Annotated in this window: 22 protein-coding genes and 1 other RNA gene; 9 read left to right on the top strand and 14 right to left on the bottom strand. The window is 58.1% G+C overall.

Annotated features, from left to right (window positions below; translation table 11 throughout):
• Nucleotides 1-318, top strand: a 318-nt coding sequence (locus Q0K10_RS11945; RefSeq protein ID WP_294507333.1) for a hypothetical protein, incomplete at its 5' end; no start/stop codon positions are given.
• A 131-nt stretch (nt 319-449) separates the two neighbouring features.
• On the opposite strand, the gene Q0K10_RS11940 is transcribed toward Q0K10_RS11945, so the two are convergent.
• The 8 genes from Q0K10_RS11940 to Q0K10_RS11910 all read right to left on the bottom strand — a co-directional run bounded on the left by Q0K10_RS11940 (nt 450) and on the right by Q0K10_RS11910 (nt 9,599).
• The gene (locus Q0K10_RS11940; RefSeq protein WP_294507331.1) at nt 450-5,234 is read right to left on the bottom strand and encodes a sugar-binding domain-containing protein; all 4,785 of its coding nucleotides are present in this window, start codon (nt 5,232-5,234) and stop codon (nt 450-452) included.
• A gap of 80 nt (nt 5,235-5,314) precedes the next feature.
• Nucleotides 5,315-5,899 carry a hypothetical protein gene (locus tag Q0K10_RS11935; protein ID WP_294507329.1) on the bottom strand — a complete coding sequence of 195 codons (585 nt, stop codon included), beginning with the start codon at nt 5,897-5,899 and terminating at the stop codon, nt 5,315-5,317.
• A 138-nt stretch (nt 5,900-6,037) separates the two neighbouring features.
• Nucleotides 6,038-6,718, bottom strand: a complete 681-nt coding sequence (locus tag Q0K10_RS11930) for a type II secretion system protein (RefSeq protein WP_294507326.1) — start codon at nt 6,716-6,718, stop codon at nt 6,038-6,040.
• Between the two features lie 17 nt (nt 6,719-6,735).
• Entirely contained in the window at nt 6,736-7,785 is a 1,050-nt protein-coding gene (locus Q0K10_RS11925) for a GntR family transcriptional regulator (RefSeq protein WP_294507324.1), read from the bottom strand.
• A 241-nt stretch (nt 7,786-8,026) separates the two neighbouring features.
• On the bottom strand, nt 8,027-8,218 hold the full coding sequence (locus Q0K10_RS11920) for a hypothetical protein (protein ID WP_294507322.1): 192 nt from the start codon (nt 8,216-8,218) through the stop codon (nt 8,027-8,029).
• 32 nt (nt 8,219-8,250) lie between these two features.
• Nucleotides 8,251-8,418: a transposase gene (locus tag Q0K10_RS15640; RefSeq protein WP_366943005.1), complete on the bottom strand. Its 168-nt coding sequence runs from the start codon at nt 8,416-8,418 to the stop codon at nt 8,251-8,253.
• A 376-nt stretch (nt 8,419-8,794) separates the two neighbouring features.
• Nucleotides 8,795-9,151, bottom strand: a transfer-messenger RNA (tmRNA) gene (gene ssrA, locus Q0K10_RS11915).
• Between the two features lie 55 nt (nt 9,152-9,206).
• Nucleotides 9,207-9,599 carry a CrcB family protein gene (locus Q0K10_RS11910; protein WP_294507320.1) on the bottom strand — a complete coding sequence of 131 codons (393 nt, stop codon included), beginning with the start codon at nt 9,597-9,599 and terminating at the stop codon, nt 9,207-9,209.
• 217 nt (nt 9,600-9,816) lie between these two features.
• Between Q0K10_RS11910 and Q0K10_RS11905 the strand changes: the two genes are divergently transcribed.
• Genes Q0K10_RS11905 through dprA form a run of 4 tightly spaced genes read left to right on the top strand, consistent with a single transcriptional unit; the run spans nt 9,817 to nt 14,821 of the window.
• Nucleotides 9,817-11,580: a hypothetical protein gene (locus Q0K10_RS11905; RefSeq protein WP_294507318.1), complete on the top strand. Its 1,764-nt coding sequence runs from the start codon at nt 9,817-9,819 to the stop codon at nt 11,578-11,580.
• 16 nt (nt 11,581-11,596) lie between these two features.
• Nucleotides 11,597-12,640 carry a DUF3089 domain-containing protein gene (locus Q0K10_RS11900; RefSeq protein ID WP_294507316.1) on the top strand — a complete coding sequence of 348 codons (1,044 nt, stop codon included), beginning with the start codon at nt 11,597-11,599 and terminating at the stop codon, nt 12,638-12,640.
• Complete coding sequence (gene aroB / locus Q0K10_RS11895) at nt 12,637-13,701, top strand: 3-dehydroquinate synthase (protein WP_294507314.1); 1,065 nt, start codon at nt 12,637-12,639, stop codon at nt 13,699-13,701. Before Q0K10_RS11900 ends, aroB begins: the two co-directional genes overlap by 4 nt.
• A complete protein-coding gene (gene dprA, locus Q0K10_RS11890; protein ID WP_294507312.1) occupies nt 13,694-14,821 on the top strand; it encodes a DNA-processing protein DprA in 1,128 nt (375 codons plus the stop codon). Before aroB ends, dprA begins: the two co-directional genes overlap by 8 nt.
• A gap of 22 nt (nt 14,822-14,843) precedes the next feature.
• Here the strand turns inward: dprA and Q0K10_RS11885 are convergent, their stop codons facing one another.
• Both Q0K10_RS11885 and Q0K10_RS11880 read right to left on the bottom strand, forming a co-directional pair.
• Nucleotides 14,844-15,692, bottom strand: a complete 849-nt coding sequence (locus tag Q0K10_RS11885; protein WP_294507310.1) for a hypothetical protein — start codon at nt 15,690-15,692, stop codon at nt 14,844-14,846.
• Nucleotides 15,670-16,482 carry a 3'-5' exonuclease gene (locus Q0K10_RS11880; RefSeq protein WP_294507308.1) on the bottom strand — a complete coding sequence of 271 codons (813 nt, stop codon included), beginning with the start codon at nt 16,480-16,482 and terminating at the stop codon, nt 15,670-15,672. The genes Q0K10_RS11885 and Q0K10_RS11880 overlap by 23 nt, the downstream gene beginning before the upstream one ends.
• Nucleotides 16,483-16,680: 198 nt before the next feature.
• On the opposite strand from Q0K10_RS11880, the gene Q0K10_RS11875 reads away from it, so the two are divergent.
• The 4 genes from Q0K10_RS11875 to Q0K10_RS11860 are packed head-to-tail and all read left to right on the top strand — an operon-like array spanning nt 16,681 to nt 20,329.
• On the top strand, nt 16,681-17,208 hold the full coding sequence (locus Q0K10_RS11875; protein WP_294507306.1) for a V4R domain-containing protein: 528 nt from the start codon (nt 16,681-16,683) through the stop codon (nt 17,206-17,208).
• Nucleotides 17,209-17,214: 6 nt separating this feature from the next.
• Nucleotides 17,215-18,309, top strand: coding sequence for an adenylate/guanylate cyclase domain-containing protein (locus Q0K10_RS11870; protein ID WP_294507304.1), 1,095 nt, complete (start codon nt 17,215-17,217; stop codon nt 18,307-18,309).
• Nucleotides 18,306-18,914, top strand: a complete 609-nt coding sequence (locus tag Q0K10_RS11865; protein ID WP_294507302.1) for an N-acetylmuramoyl-L-alanine amidase — start codon at nt 18,306-18,308, stop codon at nt 18,912-18,914. Before Q0K10_RS11870 ends, Q0K10_RS11865 begins: the two co-directional genes overlap by 4 nt.
• Nucleotides 18,911-20,329: a glycosyltransferase family 39 protein gene (locus Q0K10_RS11860; RefSeq protein WP_294507300.1), complete on the top strand. Its 1,419-nt coding sequence runs from the start codon at nt 18,911-18,913 to the stop codon at nt 20,327-20,329. The genes Q0K10_RS11865 and Q0K10_RS11860 overlap by 4 nt, the downstream gene beginning before the upstream one ends.
• On the opposite strand, the gene Q0K10_RS11855 is transcribed toward Q0K10_RS11860, so the two are convergent.
• The 4 genes from Q0K10_RS11855 to Q0K10_RS11840 are packed head-to-tail and all read right to left on the bottom strand — an operon-like array spanning nt 20,316 to nt 24,149.
• Nucleotides 20,316-21,497 carry a SpoIIE family protein phosphatase gene (locus tag Q0K10_RS11855; RefSeq protein WP_294507298.1) on the bottom strand — a complete coding sequence of 394 codons (1,182 nt, stop codon included), beginning with the start codon at nt 21,495-21,497 and terminating at the stop codon, nt 20,316-20,318. The two genes, Q0K10_RS11860 and Q0K10_RS11855, sit on opposite strands and share 14 nt — an antisense overlap.
• Nucleotides 21,494-23,245: a [Fe-Fe] hydrogenase large subunit C-terminal domain-containing protein gene (locus Q0K10_RS11850; RefSeq protein WP_294507295.1), complete on the bottom strand. Its 1,752-nt coding sequence runs from the start codon at nt 23,243-23,245 to the stop codon at nt 21,494-21,496. The genes Q0K10_RS11855 and Q0K10_RS11850 overlap by 4 nt, the downstream gene beginning before the upstream one ends.
• Complete coding sequence (locus tag Q0K10_RS11845) at nt 23,242-23,487, bottom strand: (2Fe-2S) ferredoxin domain-containing protein (RefSeq protein ID WP_294507293.1); 246 nt, start codon at nt 23,485-23,487, stop codon at nt 23,242-23,244. Before Q0K10_RS11845 ends, Q0K10_RS11850 begins: the two co-directional genes overlap by 4 nt.
• Nucleotides 23,484-24,149 carry a redox-sensing transcriptional repressor Rex gene (locus Q0K10_RS11840; protein ID WP_294507291.1) on the bottom strand — a complete coding sequence of 222 codons (666 nt, stop codon included), beginning with the start codon at nt 24,147-24,149 and terminating at the stop codon, nt 23,484-23,486. The genes Q0K10_RS11845 and Q0K10_RS11840 overlap by 4 nt, the downstream gene beginning before the upstream one ends.
• Nucleotides 24,150-24,320 lie beyond the last annotated feature (171 nt).

The raw sequence follows: 24,320 nt of genomic DNA, 5'->3' as shown, positions 1-24,320 counted from the left end.
CAAATCACCAGCGATTTTTCTTCATTTGGATATTCTCGTTTCGCTTTCCCTGCCGCGCTAGCGGCTCAGTTCAAGAACAGGGGACAGTGCCAGCACTCCCAACTTTTTCAGTCGATTCATCGCTTCCTCATTCCTGTGATAAAATTCCAGTTTGATGCCGGGAAAAATGCAATCCCGTTTTTTCCATGCTTCGACTTGAGCCGTGAACTTGGTCCACGACCACGAACATCTCCGGATCGGGAATCTGATCGAAATGGAAACGCACTGTTTCCCGAAAAACCGTCTTCCCTGGCAACCCCTCCCGCTTCAACACGATAAAATCGGCGTCCGGCAGATTGTCGACCTGACTCTTCAAGACGGTACTCCGCTGAGGCAGCTTTTTCCCGTTCCCGCCCGGCTTGCAATTTTTCCCTGCAATTCTCCCCCATCGCCTTTGTCTCCGATCGGATTCAATACTGTCGCACCGGATCCGGATTGTAATCGTAATCACGGCGCGTCCCCTCCTGGTAAGGCGTCTTCCAGCCGCGCTGACCGCTCACGGCCGGGCGGTTGGAGAGAATCACGGGAAGGCGGTTGATTCCTCCTTCTCCCTTTTCATCAAAAACCCGGATTGCAATCAGATTTTTTCCCGGTTTGAGCAGTTTTCCCGGGATGGTGTACAGCCGGGGAGCCATCCACCACGAACTGACCTCACGTCCGGTCTGGCCGATCCTGACCCCATTGAAATAGGTTTCATCGAAGTCATCGATTCCGCCGAAGCTCAGATAGAGCCGTTCCGCCTGCATGAATTCCGGTGGAAGTTCCAGATGAAGGCGATACCAGGCGTAACCGTCATATTCCCGACGGAGAAAATGCTCGAACGGCACCCCGAGCTTCACTTCCGCTCCATCAGCGATGAGGCCGCTCTGCCAGAACAGCGATCCATCTTTACCGGTTTCAACTTTTTCCGCCACTCCTTTGTTCTCCGGATCGAGGGCGAAGCTCCAGTCGTATGTGCTGAGATCCAGCGTCTTATCGAAACTTCCCTGCTTCGGCAGATACGCTGCTGACTCATTGTCGATCTCAACTGCGGCATTGGTAAGAAGGGCGGAAAGGAAACGGCAGCTCTTCCCCGTAGCCGGAGCATTGTCAAAGAGATCCGGCGTGATCGAAACCAGTGTGAAACGTCCTGATCCGTGCGGAAAGTCCATCACAACGCCGGGAGTAAAGGCATTGGCCTGCTCCGGAATTCCGTCGAATGCGGGAACTTGAAACTCATCGTGCCAGTAAAGGTCGTTGTTGTCCCAGCCGCAGCGCCAGAACTCGTCTGCATGTCCCGGGCCGCTCAAAGCCTGACGGCTGGTGACCGTGGCAAGCTTGAGCGGAAATGGAAGCCATACGGATTCAAACTCTTTCCCGGTGTGGAGATAGATGATTTTTCCTCCCTCATAGACGAAGTTGTTGATCTCCATCGCAGCGCATTTCAACGCATGGAAATCCGGGTCGGAAATCAGCAGCGTTTCGGCTCCTGCCAGCGTCGCCGCGTCGATGGTGTTCACCTGCCGGCAACGGACTTTCAGACGTTTGAGCAGTTTTTCGCCGGCGGCTCCTCCGAAGAAGAGGGTTTCCCCTTCCCGGACTCCGCGGTTGTCCAGATAGGAAACCAGTTGGTGAAAAAGCGTCGTCGCAACCGGGTCGACTCCAAGGCGCGGCACAAGTTCGAGCTGAGAACCGATCCAGCTTCCGCGCCGCGCCCGGTACTCCAGAAGCGGAGTCTGGTAAAGGTCAAATCCACAGCCGAGCAACGAGAGATAGTTTCCGTGCGAAGGACGGCGGAAGACGTAGCTTGCCAGCATATTGCGGTTCCCCGCAGCCGACCAGCCGTGACCGGCCGGCCGGATCTCATAGGCGTCCGCCAGGGAAACACTGCCGCGCCAGTTCGCAAAGTCGCGATCCTCGAAGCCGGTGAGCGCCGGATGTCCGCTGCCGTTCAGAAAGGCATGTCTGGTCCGGGTGCTCATGAGTTCCGTTGAGCACGAGAGCGGCTGTTCCAGAATCAGGATGTTGAGTCCGCGTTTCGCCGCAGCATTGAAATCCGGAACCGTCGGATTCCGGGCGAGCCCCTGACGCCCCACAATCACCACTCCGGACTCGGGAAGGTGGTCGAGAGATTTCAGCTCTTCGAACGCGGCATTCTGCTGTTTGAGGTATGCTTTGACTCCTCCCTCCGGGTCACAGAGGTAGAGGCGATGCACGGTTTGCAGCGCGGCCGGACGCGGAAAGAGTTCGATCGGGAGCGTTGCCCGTACCGTTTCTCCTCTGTCGGAAACGGACGCTTCCAGTCTCGCGTTTCTCCGCGCAGCGACCGGAGGCAGCTTCAGCTCAACCGGAATGGTTCCACGTTCGCCGTGTCCGATCCGGAGTCTGCGTTGGAACGAGGCGAGGACGTCGTTGTTTTCCGTCCGCAACGTCACACGGCAGTCGAACTCCCGTTCCCGACCGGAATCGTTGATGACGATCAGGTTTTTGCGCAGCGTATCGCCGCCGAACCAGGCGTGATCGACACCATAGGGATCCTCGCCTGTTTCATAGAATTCCGCGAATACCGGAGCTGAAACGCGCAGCAGTGCGGCCGTCGCAAGCGTCGGTTTGAGTCGGAATTCCGCATCGAATTCTCCGAAACCGGAAGGCGAAGCTCCGCCGGGGAGATATTCCGGATAAAAATCCGGACGCGAAAGATCTTCCGGCAGTTCGCGATAACGTGGCACCGAACGTCCGGCCAGCGCAAAATGCCCCCCGAGCACGTAGCCGAAAAAGCCGATTCCGTTCACGCCGGAGAGTCTCCAGCCGGGGATAATGGTATTCAGCGAACGGTCCAGAAGCTCGCAGTAAAGATCGCTTGTGATGTGATAACTTCCATCTCTGTCGCGATCCGTCCGGCTGTCCTGAACGCTCTGCGGACCATAGTCGTGAAGTGCCCGGCGCCCGTAGATGGCTCGCCATCGATAGCCGTCATTGCCTGCATATCGGACAAAATTCTCCATCGACAGCGGGTCCGCGCCCGCCGCCGAGAAGTTGAAGATCGAATACAGGCTGCCCGGATAGGGAATATTGTGCTCCCCGACGAAAATCGGCAGTTCCCGCTGAAGCCCATACCGCCGGAAGAGGGCGCGCAGTTCCTCAAAAGGTGCGCCCCAGGTGTGGTATGCGTGGGCCGCATAAACATCTCCCACTTCACCCGAACCTCCGGTCAGAACGATTTTTCCCGGAAAACTCTGCTTGTAGAGCCGGGCGATTTGGTCGAGTCTCCGCTTGCGGGCGCCGCGCTCTCCATCGAGGTTGGGGTCGGGTTCTGTTTTGACCACGGTTTTCCCGTTTCGGTCAAAGGCAGGATAGCGTTTCGTGCCGTTCTTCAAGCCGACGTATTCCGGATTGGTGGTTCCGGAGTGAAAATTGTACCAGACGTCGATCAGAAATGCGGCATGTGAGGGGTGGTTGTCGTAACGGTCTCCGGACTTGAGTTCGGCAATTTTTTTCCGGAATACCGCAAGCGCCTCTTCATCGGTCAGTTTCATGTGATCGTTGTAGGGCAGCAGACTTGCGCTGATCAGCAGAACGCCTTCTTCGTCGAAGATATCGATCAACTCCTTGGGCATATCCGCGGCAAAGTAGGCGGCATTCAGATTCATCGCCCGCATGCTTCGGAGTTCCCGGCGGAGATATTCCGGTCCCATCTTCCAGTCGACGGTCCAGTAGCCGCCGCTGTATGCGGTGTCGCAGAAAAGGTTGATTTTCTTCCCGTTCAGAAGGTAATCCGCTCCGCGTACAGTCATTTCCGCAAAGCCGAACCGGATGGTTGCGGCATCGACAACTTTTCCGTCCACTTTGAGCGAAAGATCCAGATAATAGAGGTTCGGCGAATCCGGGCTCCAGAGCTTCGGGGTGACAAAGTCGAGTCGCAGCGGTTTGCCGGTGAATGCAAGGTCGTTCTTCCGGAATACCGTTTCCCCGGTTTTCGCGTCGCGGATGACCGTTTCGAGCGTGCCGCTCTTCATGGCCGGATTCCGGAAGGCGAGAGTGATGTTCCGGTTTTCGAAACTCGTGGTGACGTGAGGAGACCCGAAGTGCTTCATCGGGATGCGTTTGAGATAGACGTACCCCATGATGCCGCCCTTCCGGTTCTGGTCGGTGTCGACGCGCAGAGCGAACTCATTTTTTTCGCCGTATCGGAGTTGCCCGGTCACGTCGAAGCCGCCTTCGCCTTCCGCAGAGAAGCCGGAGCTGTCGCCCAGGCGTGTCCCGTTCAGAAAGAACTCTCCCGCCGTGTCAATGCGGTTGAAATGCAGTTCGATTTTATCGCCCTTCCAGCTTTCCGGCACATCGAGTGTGCGTTTGTACCAGGCGTGGTAGATCTCCCGGATCGGAATCCCCCTGAATGCCGAAACCGGTTTCCCGTCGTCTGTATGTACAAAATTGCTGATGTTTCCGCCGCGCCAGTGGCCCGGAACGATGAAATGTGCCCACTCTTCCGCATTGGCGGCGGGTTGCGGCGCCTTGTCGCTTTCTGCGGGGGCGAAGTCCCAAAGTCCGCACAGCGATACGGTTTCCCGGAGGCCGTTCTTCTGTTTCCAGGCGGCGGAGTAGCTCCAGTTCTTTCTGGAGGAGAGATTGTTCAGCATCGGCGCCTCGCTGAACGAGAAGAGTCGCTCGGGCGGATTGTCGGGACCTTCGAGCACTGCATCGGCAACGTAGAGCGTCCGGCCGGGAGCGAGATTGCCGAGGAAAAACGCCGGGGAGCGCACGCTGCCGTCCACATCGAAGTCAGCGGTGAATTCCAGAGTCGCCGTCTGCCATTTCCCCGGTTCGGTCACGACCTGCGCACCCGCGTTTTTGGCGAGCCTGGTCCAGGGAGCCCGGTCCAGCAGCATGTAAAACGAGAAATTCAGCTGATCCGGGCTCATCAGACGGACGCGGAGACGATACCGTTCCCCTGCGAAAATCTTCACTTTCGCCGGGAACACCGGCGTGGATTCCGCCCCGTGATTGCCTCCCTTTTCCACGACAAATTTGACCGATCCCTTCACCGTGGCGTCAGGGACGACTCCGGGGGCATAAGAGCGGACCACCTTGCTCTTGTTCTGCCAGACGGGGAATTTCTCCAGACTTGCGGCGTCCGGAAAGTTGATACGAAACAGTTCTGCGGCCACGAGCGGAACACCCAGTATCAGCAGGGCCGGAATGAAAATCTTTTTCATCTTGATCATTTCCTGGTTGAAGATTCAATGATTTCCTCCCGTGGAGCGAAAAAACGCCGCCCGCGGGGAAGATGGAACGGCTACTTGCGCAGGTCGGGACTTTCCACCGTGAATGTTTTGAGTTTCAGTTCAGTTCCCCAGGTTCCCTGAATATAGAAACTGCCGCGTTTCGCCCCCGGAGGAAGCGCGGCTTCGCATATCTTGCGTTCTCCGCTGTAAACTTCGAGCTGCTGATCGGTGATCTTCAGGGTGATCGCAAGTTTTTCCGGAAGGGAATCCAGAGTCCCCTGCGCAAGGGTTTCCATTTTTCCGGAGAGAGTGGAAACGAGCTTGAGTTCTTTTTTTCCGGCGGAGGGAATGAATACGCCGATTCCCTTTCCGTCACGTGGTTCATAGAGCGCATAAACCCGCAGGCCACCGCGGAACAGTCCTCCTTCGAACGTCAGCTCTCCCGTCCTCATGGTCTGCCAGAGCATCAAGCCGGCATTGACGTTCCGGGTCTTGAGAATCCAGTTTTCGTCATAGGATTCCACGGTTAACATAGGGGTTTTGTCCCGCTTGAATACTTCAAGGGGATCTTTCTCCGCTTCGAAGGAATAACGGAATTCAGCAGCTCCCAGAGCGAGAGCGGCAAAAACGAATCCGAGGACGGATAAGCTCTTCATAAAAAACACCTTTCCTGTTTATCCCCTTCCGGTTGTTAATGTTCCGCCCGGAACAGGGAAGTTTTTTTGCCATGACGGGACGCGCGGCCGGCAGAGAATGGATGACGCCGGTGTGTTTCCGACGGACGGCGTCCATGATCAGTTCCGATTGTCGCGCCCCCAGAAATATCCCACGTAACCTTTCTGCTGGTTATGGATGGCCAGAATCTCCTGAAAGAGAAGCGCTCTGGCGTGTCCATCCACATACGCGATGTTGCTTCCGCGTTCGGAGAGGTGGCGTGTGCCGAGATCGTCCGTGGAAATGATGGCGATCATTTCATCTTCTCCTGTGGCACCCGTACCGGTTCGGTCTCCCAGGAATATCCGCTCGCTGGGTCTGGCGACCCGTTTGAAGAACATGTTTGCCTTCGGAGAGAACTTATAGGCCATATTCCAGTTGCTGCCGTAGTTGTTGCTCAACACATATTTTTTCGTTCCCGTGGTCGGCATGGTGGCCGGACATGCGAAGATCGGATGGATGACGCGGTAACTTCCGTTTTCCTGTATCGCCATGTTGGTCGAACTCAGAGTTCCGGTCACATAGGGCATAATCAGTCCCGGCCACGGCGGCAATCCGTTCGCCCAGTATGGTGGGCAGCAACCGTTGTTATCCTCCGAGTAAGCGATGCAGCCGAGCATCAGCTGCCGGATATTTCCCAGACATTTGGTGTCCCGCGCTTTGGAACGGGCGTTGTTGAGTGCCGGCAGGAGCATGGAGGCGAGAATTGCGATGATCGCAATCACGACCAGAAGTTCAATCAATGTAAAACATCTCTTCATCTTTTCATCCTTTCCAGTTATGTGGTGGTTTTTATGATCAACGGAATTTTGACCGGAGAGACATTTTGTTTTTTCATTTGAAGCTTCAGGCAGGAAATCAACTCTGTCCCATATTTCTGATACGGGGCATCATAAAGAATTCGACGGAAGGGGATGGCGGGCGGTGCGGAAAGCGCCGACTCGATAATGAGACAACGTTTTGAAATATCGGGGTTTTCTTTCGCCATGAGATCCCCGATGGAGTAAGTGTTGGAAAAGGTGCAATAGACCGCGTCAAGGGGGGCGCCGAAGCGCACGAGTTTGCGCAGGTCGTCGAGGTAGGTTTCGATGTTGTTGAAGACCAGATTTTCACTGAATGTTCTGCCGGCTTCGTGGAAGGCGCGGCGCAGACCGTTCAGCGGAGCATCCCACGGGGGAAGATTGAGGCAGTAGGCGACGTTGTATCTTTTCTCGGCCAGCAATTTTTTTCCGCACAGATAGCCGACATTTTCATAATCCAGCCGTACAGAAGCGGGGAAATCCTCCGGATACTCGCCTACTGCGACCGGGAATCCCTGTTCGTACATTTTCCGAACTGTCTGGAATATTTTCTGCGACGGCTGATGACAGACGAGGCCGTCAAGCTGTTCATTTTCAATGGTTCGACAGATTTGAACCGTGTCGGTGCTGCTGATGGGAACCAGGTGAACGAGTGACGGGAGTGAGGCAGCAGCTTTCAGCAGTTCAGAAAGAATCAATGCCAGATAGCAATCATAGTGAACCAGCATTCCATCTCCGGTGATGATGCCGATGATGGTCTGATGTTGAAAGTGGCCCGTATTGTCGAACACGATCGGGCGTTTTTCCGGATTGGTGTAGGAGCCGAGTCCTCTTTTCCCGATGACATACCCCTGGTCGGTAAGGGTGCTCATTGCCTTGCAGACCGTCGGGCGGCTGACGGCGAACCGTTCGGAGAGTTCCTGGATCGACGGCAGCAGAACCTTCTTGTTCCCGGCACGAAGAATCAGCGTCATAACATAGCGGCGGATCTTGATGTATTCCGAAACATCAGCTGTACATCTCGGCATGATTCTTTACTTATTTTCTATTGTTTACTATTGGGTTTATCTTTTGATAATATTATACCGGAAATCCAGCTTGATGTCAAGACCTGCACGGAAAAAAATGCGGGAAATCTCTCCTGCGGGGAATTTCCCGAGTTTTATGCCGGGAGTGATTCCTGTGACTTTTTAAAAACGCCTTCTATTCCTGGTCATGGCTGGGGCCTTTCACTGTGAGTCGGGGAAAACCGCAGTAACTCAAAGGCTTTTACACCAATCTTCCAATAAAATGTTGTCCAGGCGGGGGGGGAGCGCATTCACGCAATCGGTCGTAAAGTCGGGCATCGGTTGGATAGCGAACGGCTTTTTCCTGAACGGTGCTGTCGACATTCACCCGGGTCAGTTCCGATTTCTTGATGAACCCTTCACGCAACCCCGTTTTCAGACTTTCTTCGAGCATTTTTCTGCCCCGCTCCGAGCAAGTTTTTTGCGTCAACGCGACGTTGTCGACTGATCGGTCGGATATTCATGCTCAAAATAAATCCCTCCGGTAAAATACTGCCAGTAAGGATTTTCAAGCCATTCATCTAGAAAGGCTTCATCACTCATGCCGCTCGTGTATTCAGATAATGCAGTGCGACCATCAGACGAACTGGACAGGAGGGACGACCGTTATCTGCACAAAAGCTTCCCGACAAGGCGTCCTCAAAACTCTGTCAATCAATTGCATCGGCAAGTTTTACCTGCGCGTGGCGCAGGGAAACAATATCCCGCAACAAGGGTTTGAACAAATCTCCCTGCTGCTCCTTGCGAGTATCACTCTTTGCCATCATTTTGCAAGCTTTCTCTCGATTTTATACGAGTTTCTTGCAATAATATATCATGAAAAATCATGGTTCCCCATTGATATTCAGCTTGTTATATTTTTTCATAATCGACTAAAGTAGTCGATTATGCACAATTTTGCCGAGATTCAAAAGAAAAGGGCTGTCGCATGCTTTGTGAGGTTTTGCAACAGCCCCTTAGAGCTCAAAAATGGTGGAGGTGGCGGGAGTCGAACCCGCGTGCCGACGAGGTCCAATGAGGACGTCTACATGCTTATTTCATCTTTGGTTTTTATCGTCCTTCACCGAAGCCGATGAACAGGCCTGGCTCCAGACTATTCTTTCCTTTGATCTCGCCCTGAACCGAAAGACGATTGTTCAAAGCCAGAGCGCTGAATGACGCCACGGTTCCTTAGCACTCCTCGGGAACGGCAGCGTGGCGGGAATTAAGCCGCCAGAGCAAACTCTTCGTTCGCGTTTATCGTTTCGACCGATGTTTAACGAGGCCAACGATCATCCTCGGCATGCAATCAACACCCAACCGGGCCGGTCGAATCCGGAACACCCCCATATTGGTATTAATCAATATAATACATCTCCAGCCGAAAATCAAGCCCCGGTTCTTCACCCCTGACGACAAATCAGGCGAACCAGACCCGCTCCCGCACAAATCGAACCCAGACCAGCCAGATTCTGCAACCCGATATTCAACAGCCCTTTCCAGGCCGCACCTCCGGTCAACATTGCCACACTCTCCAACGCAAATGTCGAAAAGGTCGTGAACGCTCCAAGAAAGCCCACCATCAAAACCGGAGCGTAAATCGCATATTTCGAGAATTTTGTCGCAAATAAGGCAAAAAACAACCCCGCCAGAAAACATCCCAGCACATTCACTGTCAATGTCGCAAAAGGCAACCCCGTTATCCCCCCGCGCAGAAACGCCAGATTCACCAGGTAACGCAACGTACTGCCCAACGCTCCCGCAATTGCAACAAGCAATATCAGTTTCAACGACATCTTCGCTTCTCCTTCCCTCCAGGAAAACCCCGGATTTTTCAAAATCTTCCCACCGAAGATAATCCCTTTTCCGGAAAAATCAAGCCGGGATTCCTTTCACGGATTGATTTCAGCACAAGTTCGTTCTATATTATGGCAAATCAAAGTCTAATACTGTCGGCATCCGGAGGCAACGTCGGCTCCGTCGTCGCAAAATACCGGAGCAGGAAGGAATAAAGTGTCGGAGTCCCTCTTCTCAAGTTTGTCGTCAGACAAGAAAATACGCGGCAACCTCCTCTGTGCCGCACTGCTTGTCCTGTTTCTGCTGCTGGTTTACTGGCCCGGCTTGAATTATCCGTTCCTGATGGACTGGGACGACGGAACCTTCATCGTCCACAATCTCCATCTCTCGCTTTCTGTGGAAAATTTCCTGCTCTATGCCCTCGAGCCTTATCAGGATCTCTACACCCCGCTGCCGATGTACTCCTTCATGATCGACCGGGCGCTCTTCGGCGTGGAGCCGCTCTATTTCCGATTGCACAATTTGCTGCTCCATTTTTTCGGATGCTGGTTCCTGTTCCTGGTTGCCCGGAGGCTCGGTGCAAGGTGCTGGCTCGCGTTTGCAGTCGCTCTGCTCTGGGCGGCGAACCCGCAGAAAATCGAATCCGTTATCTGGATTACCGAGCGCAAGGACGTCCTCTGCGGTGCGCTTGCTTTCGCATCTCTCTGGTTTTTCCTCCGCGGCGTTTCCCGCAGACGAGTTTCGTTTGTCGCCGGAATTCTCGCCATGCTCGCGATTTTTGCAAAACCCGCCGCCGTTCCACTGCCTGGTGTCATGATCGCAGGACTCATTTGTCTGTGGGGGAAGCGCTACCCCTGGCGTGAATATGTGCGAATTCTCTGGTTTCCGGTTCTTGCTTCGCTCGCAGCCGTCGGCTGGGCCGCAATCATCACTGCCAAAACCAATGGCGGTGTGCCGGAGGAGAATCTGCTTGTGCCGCTTCACAACCTTTTCTGGTATCCGCTGACCGCTCTGATCCCGTTTGAAACCAATCCGATCTATCCGGAAATTCGTTCCGCTTCGGAGTTGATCGTGCCGATCGCCGGCAGTCTGCTCCTGGGCGGAGGATTTGTGGTTGCCGCGCGTAAATGGGGATTCGCCTGGAGGAAGATCATCTGTATTTTGCTGATCATCGCCGGATTTACGGTCCCGGTTCTGGGGCTGCTGCACTATACGAATTTCCATTACTGCGATCGCTACAATTATCTGGTGTCGTGGGCGGTCTGGGTTGCCGCGGCGATTCTTGCCGAGACGTTTCTGCGCCGCAGAAAGACGGCGGAGCGATATCTGAAGTGCGCGGCCTGCTGTGTTTTCGCCGCTTACTGGCTGCTCGTATGGAACTATCTGCCGTATTGGGAAAAGTGTGAGTACATGTACTCCTATGTACTTGCAAAAAATGAGATCCCGAACTGGAAAGTGATGGGAAATTCGATCTGTACAGCCTTCCGGACCGGAAATACCGAAGTCATTCAGGATGTCGCAACCCGCATGCGGAAATATCACGCCGTGTACAAAATCCCGGAGGCGGTTGCGGACCGCACCGCACGGTTCTGTCTTGCCCATGTGGCATGGCTCAACCAGGATCACGAGACCGCCCGCGCCATGTACAAGGTGCTCTGGCCCGAGGTCGAAACGGTTGGGTGGCGGGAGTTTCTCTGGCCGGATTTCATTTTCCCGCTCTTTTTCCGGGATATGGCGCAGATTTCCGTCCTCGACGGCAAACCCGACGAAGCAGTCAAATTTCTCGACCTGGAGGTGCAGTTGCGCACTCCGGATGACTATCAATATTTTCTTGCGGAAGCGATGAAGGCGCAGATCAAGCAGGATCTCCCCGGACAGCTGGAGGCCTGGAAGAAGATCGTGGAGATGCAGCCGGAAAACCGGATGTATCGGCTGATATATGAAGGGCTGCAGCAGCAGGCCGGGAACGCGCCGGAATAAGTGAGGTGGTTTTCTGATGAGAAGCTGGATGAAAATTTCAGGATTGGCGCTTGCGGCTGCTGTGCTGTTCTCCGCATTGCCCGGTTGCGTCCGACCATGCGAATCCGTTCAGGCGTGCCGGCTGGCGGCGGAAAAGCGTTCCATTGATTATGCGAATCCGGAAAACTGGGTGATGCTGCCGGATTGTCCGGCCGATGTGCTCAAGCCCGTCGATGTATTTTACGTTTATCCGACGGTGTTCGTCAGCAAAAAACATGCGGTCATGCACTGGCGTTCCGAAACGATGCGGACGAAAACGCGGAACATCGCCGGGCAGCAGACCGGGCCGTTTCTGCCGGTCGGCAACGTCTATGCTCCCTTTGTCCGGCAGGGGGAACTCCATCTCGTGCTTGCGGCGCTTGCGGAGCGGCCCGGAACCGACAAGCCGATGGAGATCGGATTCCGGGACACGGCTGATGCGTTCCGGTATTACCTGAAACACTGGAACAACGGGCGGCCGTTCATTCTCGTCGGGCACAGTCAGGGGGCGTATGATCTGCTTGCGCTTCTGAAGCGGGAGTTCAAGGATCCTGCGCTTCAGAAAAAATTGATCGCCGCCTATCTGATCGGCTGTCCGGTCACGGATGAGGATTTTTCCGGGAGTCCGCATTTGAAGGCCGCGGAAGGGCCGCTTGATCTCGGGGTGATCGTGACCTGGAACTCCGAGGCGCGGGAAGCGGCTCCGTCGCTCTTTACCGGGCGGCCCGGGACGCGCTGCATCAACCCGCTGAACTGGCGGACCGATGCGGTTCCGGCGCCCGCGGCGGCGAATGTCGGGGCGGTCTTTTTCGATGGTGAAGGGCGGGTCACGGGGGAGATCCCTGCGTTTTGCGGTGCGGAGATCCGGCCGGAAACGGGGGCGCTTGTGGTGACTCCGGAGTTTCCGGGGCAGTATGACAGTTCTCTGCTCGGCGCCGGAATTTTTCATATGAACGACATTTATTTCTTTTACCGCAATCTGGAGATCAATGCCCGCGACCGGGTTGCCAGCTATTTCAACGCCGGAGGAGAGACGAAGTGAACGAAACGATTCGGGTCGGGCTCGGAGAACGGGCCTATGATATTGTGATCGGGCGCGGCGTGCGCGCTCTTGCCGCGGAATTGACCGGGCGGCGGAATTTTCTCGTGACCGACTCCCGGGTTTCCGAGCTATGGGGAGGTTGGGCACGGGAGTATTTGCCGCAGGATGGTGCGTTCGAGTTCCCCGCCGGAGAGCAGAGCAAGACTCCGGATACGGTGATCGCGATCTGCCGGAAGGCGGCGGAACTCCGGTTCGACCGTCGGGCACGGTTCGTGGCGCTCGGCGGCGGGGTGGTTGGCGACATGACCGGATTCGCTGCGGCGATTTATATGCGGGGGGTCGGATTCGTGCAGATTCCGACCACGCTGCTCGCGATGGTCGATTCGAGCGTCGGCGGCAAGACCGGCGTCGATATTCCCGAGGGGAAGAATCTGGTCGGCGCGTTTCACCAGCCGGAGCGGGTGCTGATCGATCCGGATTTTCTCTCGACGCTGCCGCCGGCGGAGATCCGCTGCGGACTTGCGGAGATTTTGAAGATGGGCGTGATTCTCGATGAGGAGTTGTTCGCCGAACTCGAACGCGAACCGGAGACGCTGGCTGATGGGCGGATGCCGGAGCGGTTTGTTCCGCTGATCCGCCGTTCGTGCGAGTTGAAGGCGCAGGTGGTTGCCGCGGATGAGCGTGAGGCCGGGATCCGCGCGTTGCTGAATTACGGACATACCTTCGGGCATGCGGTTGAACTGTTGAGTGATTTCCGGATCGGCCATGGAGAAGGCGTTGCGATCGGCATGTGCTGTGCGGGCGAGCTCGCGGCGCGGCTCGGGCGCTGGAGTCGTGCGGAAGCGGAGCGGCAGAAGCGTGCGATTGCCGCCCTCGGACTGTCGACCGCATTGCCGCGTCACTGTTCGACCCCGGCGATGCTTGAGGCGATGCGCCGCGACAAGAAGAACCGCGATGGCGCAATTACGCTCGTGTTGCCGAACCGGATCGGCGAGGCCGAAACCGTGCGGAACGTATCGGATTGTGAAATCGCCTCCGCGCTGGAGGCTCTCCATGCTTGATCGTGAGGCGACGATCGGGTTGAACATGATTCCCGGGATCGGGCATGTGAAATATACCGCTCTCTGTGAGGCGTTCGGTTCCCCCGCCGGGGTGCCAGGCCGTTCCGCTGAGGAGCTGCGGGAGGTTCCCGGGATCGGACCGCAGCTTGCGGAGCGGGTCGCCGCCTGGGAGTGGGAGCGCAACCTCCGGGAGGAGCTGGCGTTGTGCGATCGGGCGGGCGTGCGGATCATCACTTTGTGGGATGAGGCGTATCCAGAGGTGCTGCGTTCCCTCTATGATCCGCCGCTCTGTCTCTATGTTCGCGGCAAACTTCCGCCGCTGCCGGAGAGCGCGGTTGCGGTCGTCGGCACCCGCCGCATGACGCAGTACGGAGCGCGCATGACCCGCATGATAACCGAGGAGGCCGTGGCGTCGGGATATACGATTGTATCGGGTCTCGCATTCGGGGTTGACACGGTCGCGCATACGGCGACGGTCGAGATGAACGGGATCACGGTCGCGGTTCTCGGCGGGGGATTGATGCGGATCCATCCGCAGGAGAATGTGCCGCTTGCGCGTCGGATCGTCGAGGGTGGCGGGGCGCTTGTGAGTGAGTTCCCGATGATGTGCCCGGTCAGCCGGACGACCTTTCCGCGTCGCAACCGGATCGTCGCGGGCATGACGCGCGCGACGATCGTTACCGAGGCGGGAATCGGATCGGGCGCGCTCATCACGGCGAAACTCGCGCTCGACAACGGGCGCGAGGTGTTCGCGGTTCCCGGTCACGCCGACAATATGCAGGCGAAAGGGTGTCATAAACTCATCAAGGAGGGGGCCGCGCTTGTCGAATCGTTCAGCGATGTGCTTGATGCTTTCGGCGTGCGGGTCGGCGGATTTCTGCCGGGATTGGAGCCGGACGAGGTGGGGGAGGGGCGTGTTCCCTACGATCCCGATTCGCCCGGTGACCTTTCCGCCGACGAGCAGCGCGTATGGAAGCTGCTCGGGGAGAAGGAGCGTTCGCTTGAAGAGCTTGTTGCGGAAACCTCGTTCGACACGGGGCGGCTGCTCGGAGTTCTCATGAGTCTCGAAATGCGGATGCTCGCCGATCACGGCGCCGACCAGGTTTACCGGCGGCTTTGACGGCGAGGCGAGGGGGGGCGATTTACTCTTCCGACTGCTCGTCCTCCGGCGTTTCCTCAGGATCGTCGTCCGCCGGATAGTAGGGGTATGGCATGTAGTCGAGCGATTCGTCTCCCTCGGTTCCGGAGAGCGCCTGGGCGATGGTCAGCACATAGCGGAAACTGTCGCTGTTGACCGCCGCAGAAAAGAGCGTGGTTGAGGCGAAGTGCAGCAGCATGCGGCGATCCCAGAAGTCGCAGTGTTCGATTCCGGGGGCGGCGCAGACCTGAAAGTTGCGGCCCGGCAGCAGCAGTCTGCCGTTTCCGTCGTAGACTGCGAACTCCCCCATGACGCGAACGAGTTTGAGTTCAAATGCGGGGTCGGCGATTTCCAGCAGCAGCCCGGCGAGGATCGAGCCGGCGCCGATGCCGTTTTCCAGTACGGGCCCGATGCAGTAATATTCCGGATGCATCGTGCTCTCCGGGGCGGCTGTAAAACCGGATTTGCGCATGAAATACGAGAGGTTTTCGAGCGTTTTCTGCGGGAAGCGCTGCGCATCGAGCTTGAAGTCGTTCCACAGCTGGACGAGGCCCGGGCGGGAATCGTTGTCGAACCATTGCAGATGGACATCGATGAGTCCGTCAATGAGGTCGACTTTCGGAGCATCGAGTTTGGCTGCGAAGGCGCGGCGGCGGCGGCGCAGAGTGATTGCCGCCTGGAGTTGATGAGCGCGGCGGCGGGCGAGCGGGTTGTCCCCCTCCTGAAGTTCCGCGAGCCGCTCGCCGAGTTCGGATTCGCGGTTCAGCAGTTCGGCCATGACGTTGACTGCGACGGTTTCATCCTCGTCGTCGAGCAGCGAAATCAGACTCTCAAGGCTGGGCTTGCTGTTCATTCTGCACGTTTTTCCTGACCGGGAACTTGCCCATGAGGGCATCGTTTGCGATGTTTTTCACTTCGTCCGAGAAGTCGCTGCGGACGATCCAGCGGAGGAAGCCCGGATCGTTGGCCGCAAGTTCGCGCAGAGTCCGCCCTGCGTTTTTCCCGAAGTTCACGATCACTTCGTCGCCGCTCCATTTGAACCGGCGGGTGCGGTCGACCGCGTCCGCGCCGAGGAGGTCGCTGAACTCCGCAAGTCCGGCCGCGTCGCGCGGCAGTTCCGGATGTTTTGCGAACTGGCCCAGCAGCACTTCGAAGGTGGCCGCGGTATCTGCGGCCGCGCCGTGAGCGCCTTCGAGCGGTTTGCCGCAGAAGAATTCATAGGCGGCCGAGAGCGTGCGGGGATAGAGTTTGCAGAAGATGTTGTAGACGTCGATCACCTTGCGGTTGTCGACCTTGAACTCGAATCCCGCGCGTTTGAATTCCGCCTCCAGCATCGGGATGTCGAATCCGGTGATGTTGTAGCCGCAGAGGTCGCAGTTGTCGATGTAGTTGTAAAGTTTTTCGGCGATGATCGAGAAGACCGGGCAATCCTTCACGTCGTCGTCGGTGATGCCGTGGATCGCGGTCGCTCCGGGCGGAATCGGCATTTCGGGGTTCAGCCGCCGGACGGTGTTCTGGGTGCGTCCGTCCGGGTAGATTTTGAGAACCGCGAGTTCGACGATGCGGTCGCGCTGCGGCATGATTCCGGTGCTTTCGATATCGAATACGACCAGCGGCCGTTCCAGCTTGAGTTCATTGCTCATTTTTTGCTCCTGTTGCGTGGTTTCGAGGGAAATATAACACTCTTTGGAACGCATTGCAATCCGTTTTCCGGAATTTCCTGCAGCGGAGCGGCGGGGGATTGACAAATTGCGTTTATTGTGCTATTTTTACACGACCCGCGCCGGGCCCGGATTGGTTCAGGCGGATGTGGCGAACCTGACAACCCGGAGGAGGAGTCCATGTTCAAGGAAGAGCGTGAGGAACTGCAGTTTGACTGGAAAATGATCGATGACATCGGCGAAGGACGTCCGAATCTGGGACCGGGAATGAGTGTCGCGGTCTACCGGCTCATGCAGTTCACGTTGCGCGATGTGCTGATCCGGGAGTACGGAGTGGCCGAGGCGGACCGGATCTTCTTCGAATCCGGCAAGCGGGCTGGCGAGGAGTTCTGCCGCCATACGCTTGAGGAGTGCGGCGACTTCGGCGAAATGACCGTGAAACTTCAGGAGACGTTGCGGGAACTGCGGATCGGCATTCTGCGGTTTGAACGCGCCGAAGTCGAGGACGGCAGCTTCACGATCACAGTCGCGGAAGATCTCGACTGCTCCGGACTGCCGGTGACGGACGAGACCATCTGCACTTACGATGAGGGGTTCCTGAGCGGTATTCTCGGGGTCTACTTCGGCCGTCCGTTCGATGTGCGCGAGGTCGACTGCTGGTGCACAGGTGACCGGATCTGCCGGTTTGAAGCGAAGAAGCGCGGGTGATGTGTCATGCTGGAGATCGAGGAATCCCGCGTCGACAAGTTGACGGAGCTCTTCTACCGGCTGTTGAACGGCCGCCCGGTCGAGCCGCTGGAGCTGCCGCCGGAGTACCCGGACGACGAGTTCCGGCAGCTGGTGGGGTACGTGAATCGGTTCCTCCGGGAATTCCGGGAATTTTCGGAGGGGATGGAGACGCTTTCGCGGGGGGAACTGGATTTCGCGCTCGGTCGCGGACGGCTTGGAATTCTGCAGCATTTGAAGAGTCTTCAGGGGAATCTGCGCCATCTGACCTGGAAGACCCAGCAGATCGCAGGTGGTGATTTTGAGCAGAAGGTCGATTTCATGGGGGATTTCTCGGTCGCGTTCAACAGCATGACCCGGCAGCTCCGGGAGGCGTTCGAGAAGATCGAGAAGCAGAACCGCGCACTGGCGGACGCCTGTGAGGAGATCCGGCGTGAAAAGGAGAAGTCCGATGCGCTTTTGCTGAACATTTTGCCGGTGCGCGTGGCGGACGATCTCAAAACGACCGGACGGACGGTTCCGGAGACCTTCGACGACGTGACGGTTCTCTTCACCGACATCGTCGGATTTACAACGCTCTCGTCGCGGCTCGAACCGAAGATGCTGATCGATGAGCTGAACGAGATTTTCACCGGATTCGACCTCATCATCGAGCGGAACGGCTGTGAGCGGATCAAGACCATCGGGGACGCCTACCTCGCGGTCAGCGGCATGAACGGCGATTCCGGGAATCACGCGGAGAACATCACGGACGCCGCGCTTGAAATGGTGCGGTTTCTCGCTGCGCGCAATCGCGATTCGCGCCTGCGCTGGGAGATCCGTGCGGGCATCCACTCCGGTCGTGTGGTCGGCGGGGTGGTCGGCGTGAAAAAGTACATTTACGATGTGTTCGGGGACACCATCAACACGGCGTGCCGGATGGAACAGAACTCCGAACCCATGAAGATCAATATTTCGGAAGCGACCCGCGCCGCGCTCGGGGATCATTATGAACTCGTGCCGCGCGGAGAGCTTGAAGTGAAAGGCAAGGGCGGGATGCGGATGTATTTCGTCTCCCGCCGAAGGGAGGATTTCAGCGTATGAAGCGACGGATCATGTTCGGCATTTCGTGTGTGTGTCTCTTGGCGGCGCTGTGCGGCTGCCGGTCGTTTCCGTGGCAGAAGGTCACATATTACAAGGGGTTGAAGATTCGCGAGGATCTGCTTGACAAGAACAGCTACAACAACAAATACAAATACGGCAACCCGATGCCGCGGGTCGAGTACATCACGATCCACAACACCGCGAATGTGGGGCCGGCGGTGAACGAACGCGCCTATTTGAACCGTCGCCAGGACAATGTCTACATCTCATTTCACTTCGCGGTGGACGAAACCGAGGCGATTCAGATTCTGCCTTGCAACGTGAACGGCTGGCACGCCGGAGACGGGCAGGGGAAAGGAAACCGCGCGAGCATCGGCGTCGAGATCTGCCGCAGCCGCTGCACGGGAAAGGATGAGCAGCTTTACCGGCGCGCCGAGGAGAACGGCGTAAAACTTGCGGCCTATCTGCTGCGACGGTTCAACCTGCCGCTCTCGGCGCTGCGCAAACATCAGGACTGGAGCGGGAAAAACTGTCCGCACCGGATTCTCGACGAAAAACGGTGGGAGTCGTTCCGGCAGCGCGTCGGTGAGGCGATGCAGGAATGAAACGAATTCTGAACCGCCATTTCGGCGTTCTCATCTATTCGGCCGCGTTCCTGTGCGGGCTGTTCGTTCTCTATCAGGGACGTTCCTGCGGACTCTTCCCGATGCCCCAGCCGGGGATGGATCAGCTTTCGATGTTCGAGTGCGCGGGGCGTCTGGCCGGGGGGGCGCTGCCGGAGGAGCCGTACCGATATTCTTACGCCTACACGCTGTTTCTTGCACTGCTGCATCTGTTGACCGGCGGGTCGCTGATCTGGATGCGGATATTGCAGCTGGCGGTCTGTTCGCTCATTCCGGTTTTCATCTACCGTTCGGCGCGGCTGCTCGGACTCGGGAAGGCGTCGGGGCAGGCCGGGGCGCTCAGTTATCTGTTTTACGGGCCGGCGCTGCTGATTTCGCTGGATTTTCTGCGTGCGGCGACGCTGGGGCTGGTGTTTCTGCTGTTCTTCTATTTTCTGCTGCTGGGGTGGCGGCTCCGGTCCTGGAAATATTTTGCGGCGGCGGGCGGCATGGGGGCGCTCTGCGTTCTGGGGCGCGAGAATTTCGCGGTGGTGGTTCCCGTCGTGCTGTGCGCGTGGCTGATTCCCGCGTTCCGCCGCCGGATGGGGTGGCGTGCGGCGGCGGGTTACGCGGCGGCGCTGATTGTCCCGGTGCTGGCGGTCATGCTGTTCAACTTATTTCGCTGGAACAGTTTCCAGCCGGTTCCGGGGAATGCGGGCAATGTTTTTGCGTTCTATCATGGCGCGGAGGCGGTGAACCGGGTTTCCGTTTTGGCTGGGAAACTGATCGCAAGCATCCCCGCCCAGATCGGCAATTTCTTCTCTTCATATGAGTTGGAAAACTCGCTTTCGTTTTACGCCCACCGCGAGCTGATCGTGTTTCTGCGGGTGTTTCTGCTGCCGTTTCATCTTCTGGTGGTGCTGGCGTTCGCGGGCGCCTGGCGGTATCGGAGGAACGGCGGAGTGCGGACGGCATTTCTGCTGATCGCGCTTTACGCCGGTTCGCTTTTGTGTTTTACGATCTTCTATCGGTTCCGGATTCCGGCCGTGCCGTTGATCGCGCTGTTGGCGGGGGCGGGGATCATCGCGGTCGGAACGTGGTGGAAGAAGAGGAATTTCCGGGCGCTGGCGGTTCTGCTTGTGCTCGGCGGGGGATTCCTGTGGTTGACCTCTGTGCGGCCGGATTCGCGGAGAAGTTTCGAGGAACGCGCGGCGGTCGCCCGGATTCTGATCGAATGCGGGCGTTTCGGCGAGGCGGAGGGGTATCTTGCGAAAATGCACGGAGACGGGCATGACATCCGGGCCGGGGCGCTGCTGCTCGCGCAGCATCTTGCCGCGACCGGCGACGACGCGTGGGCGGGGGAGGTCCTCGAACGGTTCTCCGAACCGCTTCCGCCGCCGGCGCCTACACGAAAGTGATGCGTACCTCTTTCATGTAACGGTTGCGCAGCGCGTCGGCGATCCGCTTGACGATATTGCGTCGCAGCTCAAGGTCGACCGGGAGATTCGGATCCTGGTGCGCCTCGTTGATTTTGGTTCCGACGAGGATTTCGATGATGTCGTTCCGGCGCATGAGTTCCGCCAATTTCCCGGCGGGATCGTTTCGTCCCTGTTCGCCTTTTTCGAGGTAGGTCGCCGCACGCGACAGCGTGAAGATCCCCTCGGTCACGAGATCGGCTCCCTCCATGCGGGACATGGGCGGGAGGTCGCGTGAAATTGTGTCGAGCACAAGTTCGAGCGGAGTTCCGAGTTCGCGCGAGATGATTTCGGCCGAAGTTCCTCCGCAGATGACCTTGGTCCCCTTGAAATCGCGGAAGAGTTTTGCGCACTCCGCATCGCGGGCCGGATCGACCGGCGGTCCCGTGAAGAGCAGCATCCGGTGCGGACGGCGGAAATAAAGACATGCCGCCGTGATGTCGTCGGCGGGGCGCAGACCCGGTTCGTGCGCAATCGCCTCGCGCAGAATCCGTTCCGAGAGCTCCTGGGCGGAAATGTCGGGCGCGTTTTTCAGTTGACTCGTCACATATTCGGTGACGCCGGAGTTGCGCCAGCCGAGCGGATAATGCGGCGACCCGAGTCCCGCCTGGGTTACGCCGTCCGAGAAGAAGATCACGCGATCCTCGGGCTGCGCCTGAAAGGTGTATGCGGTCATCGTGCGGTCGCTGTATTTCGGGGAGGCGAACTCCACGCCGTCGACCGGATGCACCGTGCCGCCGCGGAAGAGCAGAAACTCCGGATTCCCCATCTCGACGACCCGGGTGATTCCGCCGAGGCGGGTGTCGACGATCGTGAACGTCGCGTAGCTGATCTGGCGCACCTGGCAGACCGGCAGCGAATCCATGATGATCTCGGCCGAGTGGACGATCTCGCGGTCCTCCGCGCTGAAACGCAGCGCCATCGTGGTGGTCATCAATGCGAGAATGTTCGCCTTGAGTCCGTGCCCGAGTCCGTCGGCGAGAACGGCGAGCAGCCGCTCTTCCGCGGGAATCCGCTTGAAGGCGACCGCGTCGCCGCACGCTTTTTCCCCGTAGTGGCAGCACTGACTGTATCCGGTGTCGATGAAGAGGTTTTCGGTCGTGAGATTCATGATCTGCCGTTCTCCGGAGCTTTCGATTCGTCGATGAGATCCTGATCGTCGGCGTAGTCGTCGGCAATGGAGCGCAGCAGGAGTTCGGTGTCGGCCATCTGTTCGCCGAGGCGGCAGGCGATCTCCTGAACGGTCGCGATATTGCGGTCGATGACTTCTCTGGCCCGGGCGGCGATCTGCTCGCGTCGCAGTTCGGTTTTGGTCACGTCGAAGATGACCGCGCCGATGACCTCGCCGGGGTCGATGTTGAAGATGTTCACGCTGAAGAGCCGTTTGCCGACCTTCAGCGAGTCTCGCCGGATGTCGCGTCCGCTCTGGAGTGACGATTCGAAGAGGTTCGCGAACGGGACGATCCGGCCGAGGTCCGCTCCCGCCAGCCCGGGGCAGGCGTCGAACGCGTCGAGCGTCTCCTCGCCGAAGAGCTGCGCGAAGTTGCGGTTGCACTCGATGATCTGCATCTTCTTGTCGACGATGACCGCGCCCGACGACATGCTTTTGAGCAGGGCGTTCGCCTTTTTCTGCGCCTGTTTCTTCAGATAGGAGACGCACATCGACGGCTCGGCGTGCCCGGAGATGAGCGCCTTGGCGAAGTTGCGGCAGGTGTCGTAGCCGCAGCCGCCGCAGTTGAGCTCATCCTCGGGAGTGGTTTTGCCGATGCTGCGGAGTGCGGACTGGATCTCCGGCAGGGTCGGTGTCGGAATCTGCACGGCCTCTTCCGGGAAATCCGCGGCGATTTCCCCCCGGGTTTCGCGTTTCCGCGGTTCGGCGGGGTAGTGGGTGTGGTCGAGAACCCGGAGCCGTTCGAGCAGCCCCGGTGAATCGTGTTCGGTGCAGGGGCCGTGTACGCAGCCGCCGGGGCATGCGAGCGTCTCCACAAAAATGATTTCGTTTTCCGGAATTTCCGTGAGGCCGGAGAACGCGAGCTTCAGGTTGTGGAGTCCGGTCAGGGCGAAGTAGTGGACGCGCCGGTTCGCGGCCTGGAAGCGGATCGTATCATTCATTCCGCCCTCGACCGGATACTGCGCGCCCTCCTCGGCCGCTTCCGGGAGAAAACGATCCTCCTCTTCCGGCGTGAGCCGGGCCGGGTCGATCTGATTTTCCCGCAAAAGCTGTTTGAGCTCCGGGTAGGTGATCGCGAGGTTCAGCAGCCCGGGATTGCGGTCGGCCTCGTTTTTCTTGCCGATGCACGGGCCGATGAAGACGACCTTGATCGTCTCGCCGTAAAGGTCGCGCAGCATCCGGCAGTGCGCCATGAGCGGCGACCCGACCGGAGTGATGTTCGCGGCGAGGTTCGGCACATATTTTCGAATATAGTCGACCGCGGTCGGGCAGGCAGAGGAGAGCAGCAGCCCCGGTTTCCCTTCGTCGAGATCCTTCGCGACACGGGCCGAAACAAGCTGGGCTCCGAGTGCGGTTTCGCTCACCCCCGCGAATCCGAGCTGTTTGAGCGCACGGATGAGCTGCCCCGGCGCAATGTCGTTGAATTCGCTGACCCAGGAGGGGGCGAGCGAGGCGTAGACCGGGGCGGGCTCCGCCAGCAGCAGCCGCAGCCGCCCTGTGTCGTTGCGCACCTGCTTGGCCTTGACCGGGCAGACTTCGACGCATTTGCCGCAGGCGACGCAGAGTTCCGGCATCACGGTCGCGTGGCCGTCGCGGACCCGGATCGCCTTGACCGGGCAGTGGCGCACGCATTTGTAGCAGTCCTGGCATTCGGCTTCGATGGTGTAGACGGGATAGGAGTGATTCATGATTCTTGCCCTCTGAGTTTCGCGTCGAGAAGGTCGATCAGCGATTCGGAGTCGACGCGTTCAAACACTTCGCCGTCGATGGAGATGTTCGGGCCGGAACGGCATTTTCCGACACAGCCGCGCCCGGTGAGCGCACAGTCGATATGGTACTTCGCGAGGTAATCCTCGATGAGTTTCAAATTGCGTTTGTTGCCGCGGGCGAAGCAGGAGCTGCCCATGCAGATCGAGATCGTGTGTTTCATTTCTCCTCCTCGTCAGAGAGATCCATTTCGCGCAGCCGCGCGGCGAGTTTGACCGAGAGCACAGCCAGATCCCCCGCGAGATTCGCCTTCTGGCGGATGATTTCATCGGGGAGCTGGAGTGTGTGGCCCGTGAAGTTCCAGATCGCGATGATGCCGGCGTCGACCATCGCCTCGGCGACCTCCTGCGCGGCGTCGTCCGGAACGCAGAGGATGCCCATGTGGATGTGGAGGCGCTTCACGAGATGCGGAAACATCGCAAAGTCGAAGAGCGGCACGTCATGAATGGTCGTGTCCGGCGGGACAGGACCCTTGTCGAATGCGGCGATGATCTTGAGGCCGTAGTCCGCGAAGCCGCGGTATCCGAGAAGCGCCGTGCCGAGATGCCCCGTGCCGACGAGGAACGCCTCCGACGCGTTCTTCCAGCCGAGGAACTCCTCGATGCGGTCAATCAGCGGTTCCAGGGCGTATCCAACCCCCGGGGAACCGGCTGCCCCGATCATTTCGAGATCTTTGCGTACGCTGATCGCGTCGATGCGGAGTGCACGGGCGAGCACCGGGCTTGTGGCCCGCGCCCGTCCTGCCGCCTTCATGGCGCGCAACTCCCGCAGATAGGCGGGCATGCGCTTCAGGGCCGGGATGCTGAACACCTGGTTTCTGGACATGTCGTTCTCCGTTCTAGAGTAAAGTAGCCGTTCCGGCGGGAATGTCAAGCCGTTCCGCCGGCAAAAGAGGGATTTTTTGCCGCGCCGGAGCGGGGATTTCGCCGGGATTTTCCGGGAAAACTTGAAAAACGGCTTCCGCGGTGATAGATTAACACAAAGAATTACGCCCGC

The sequence above is a fragment of the uncultured Victivallis sp. genome (assembly GCF_944391105.1).
Lineage (GTDB): Bacteria > Verrucomicrobiota > Lentisphaeria > Victivallales > Victivallaceae > Victivallis.
This window is presented reverse-complemented; position numbering and strand designations above follow the sequence as displayed.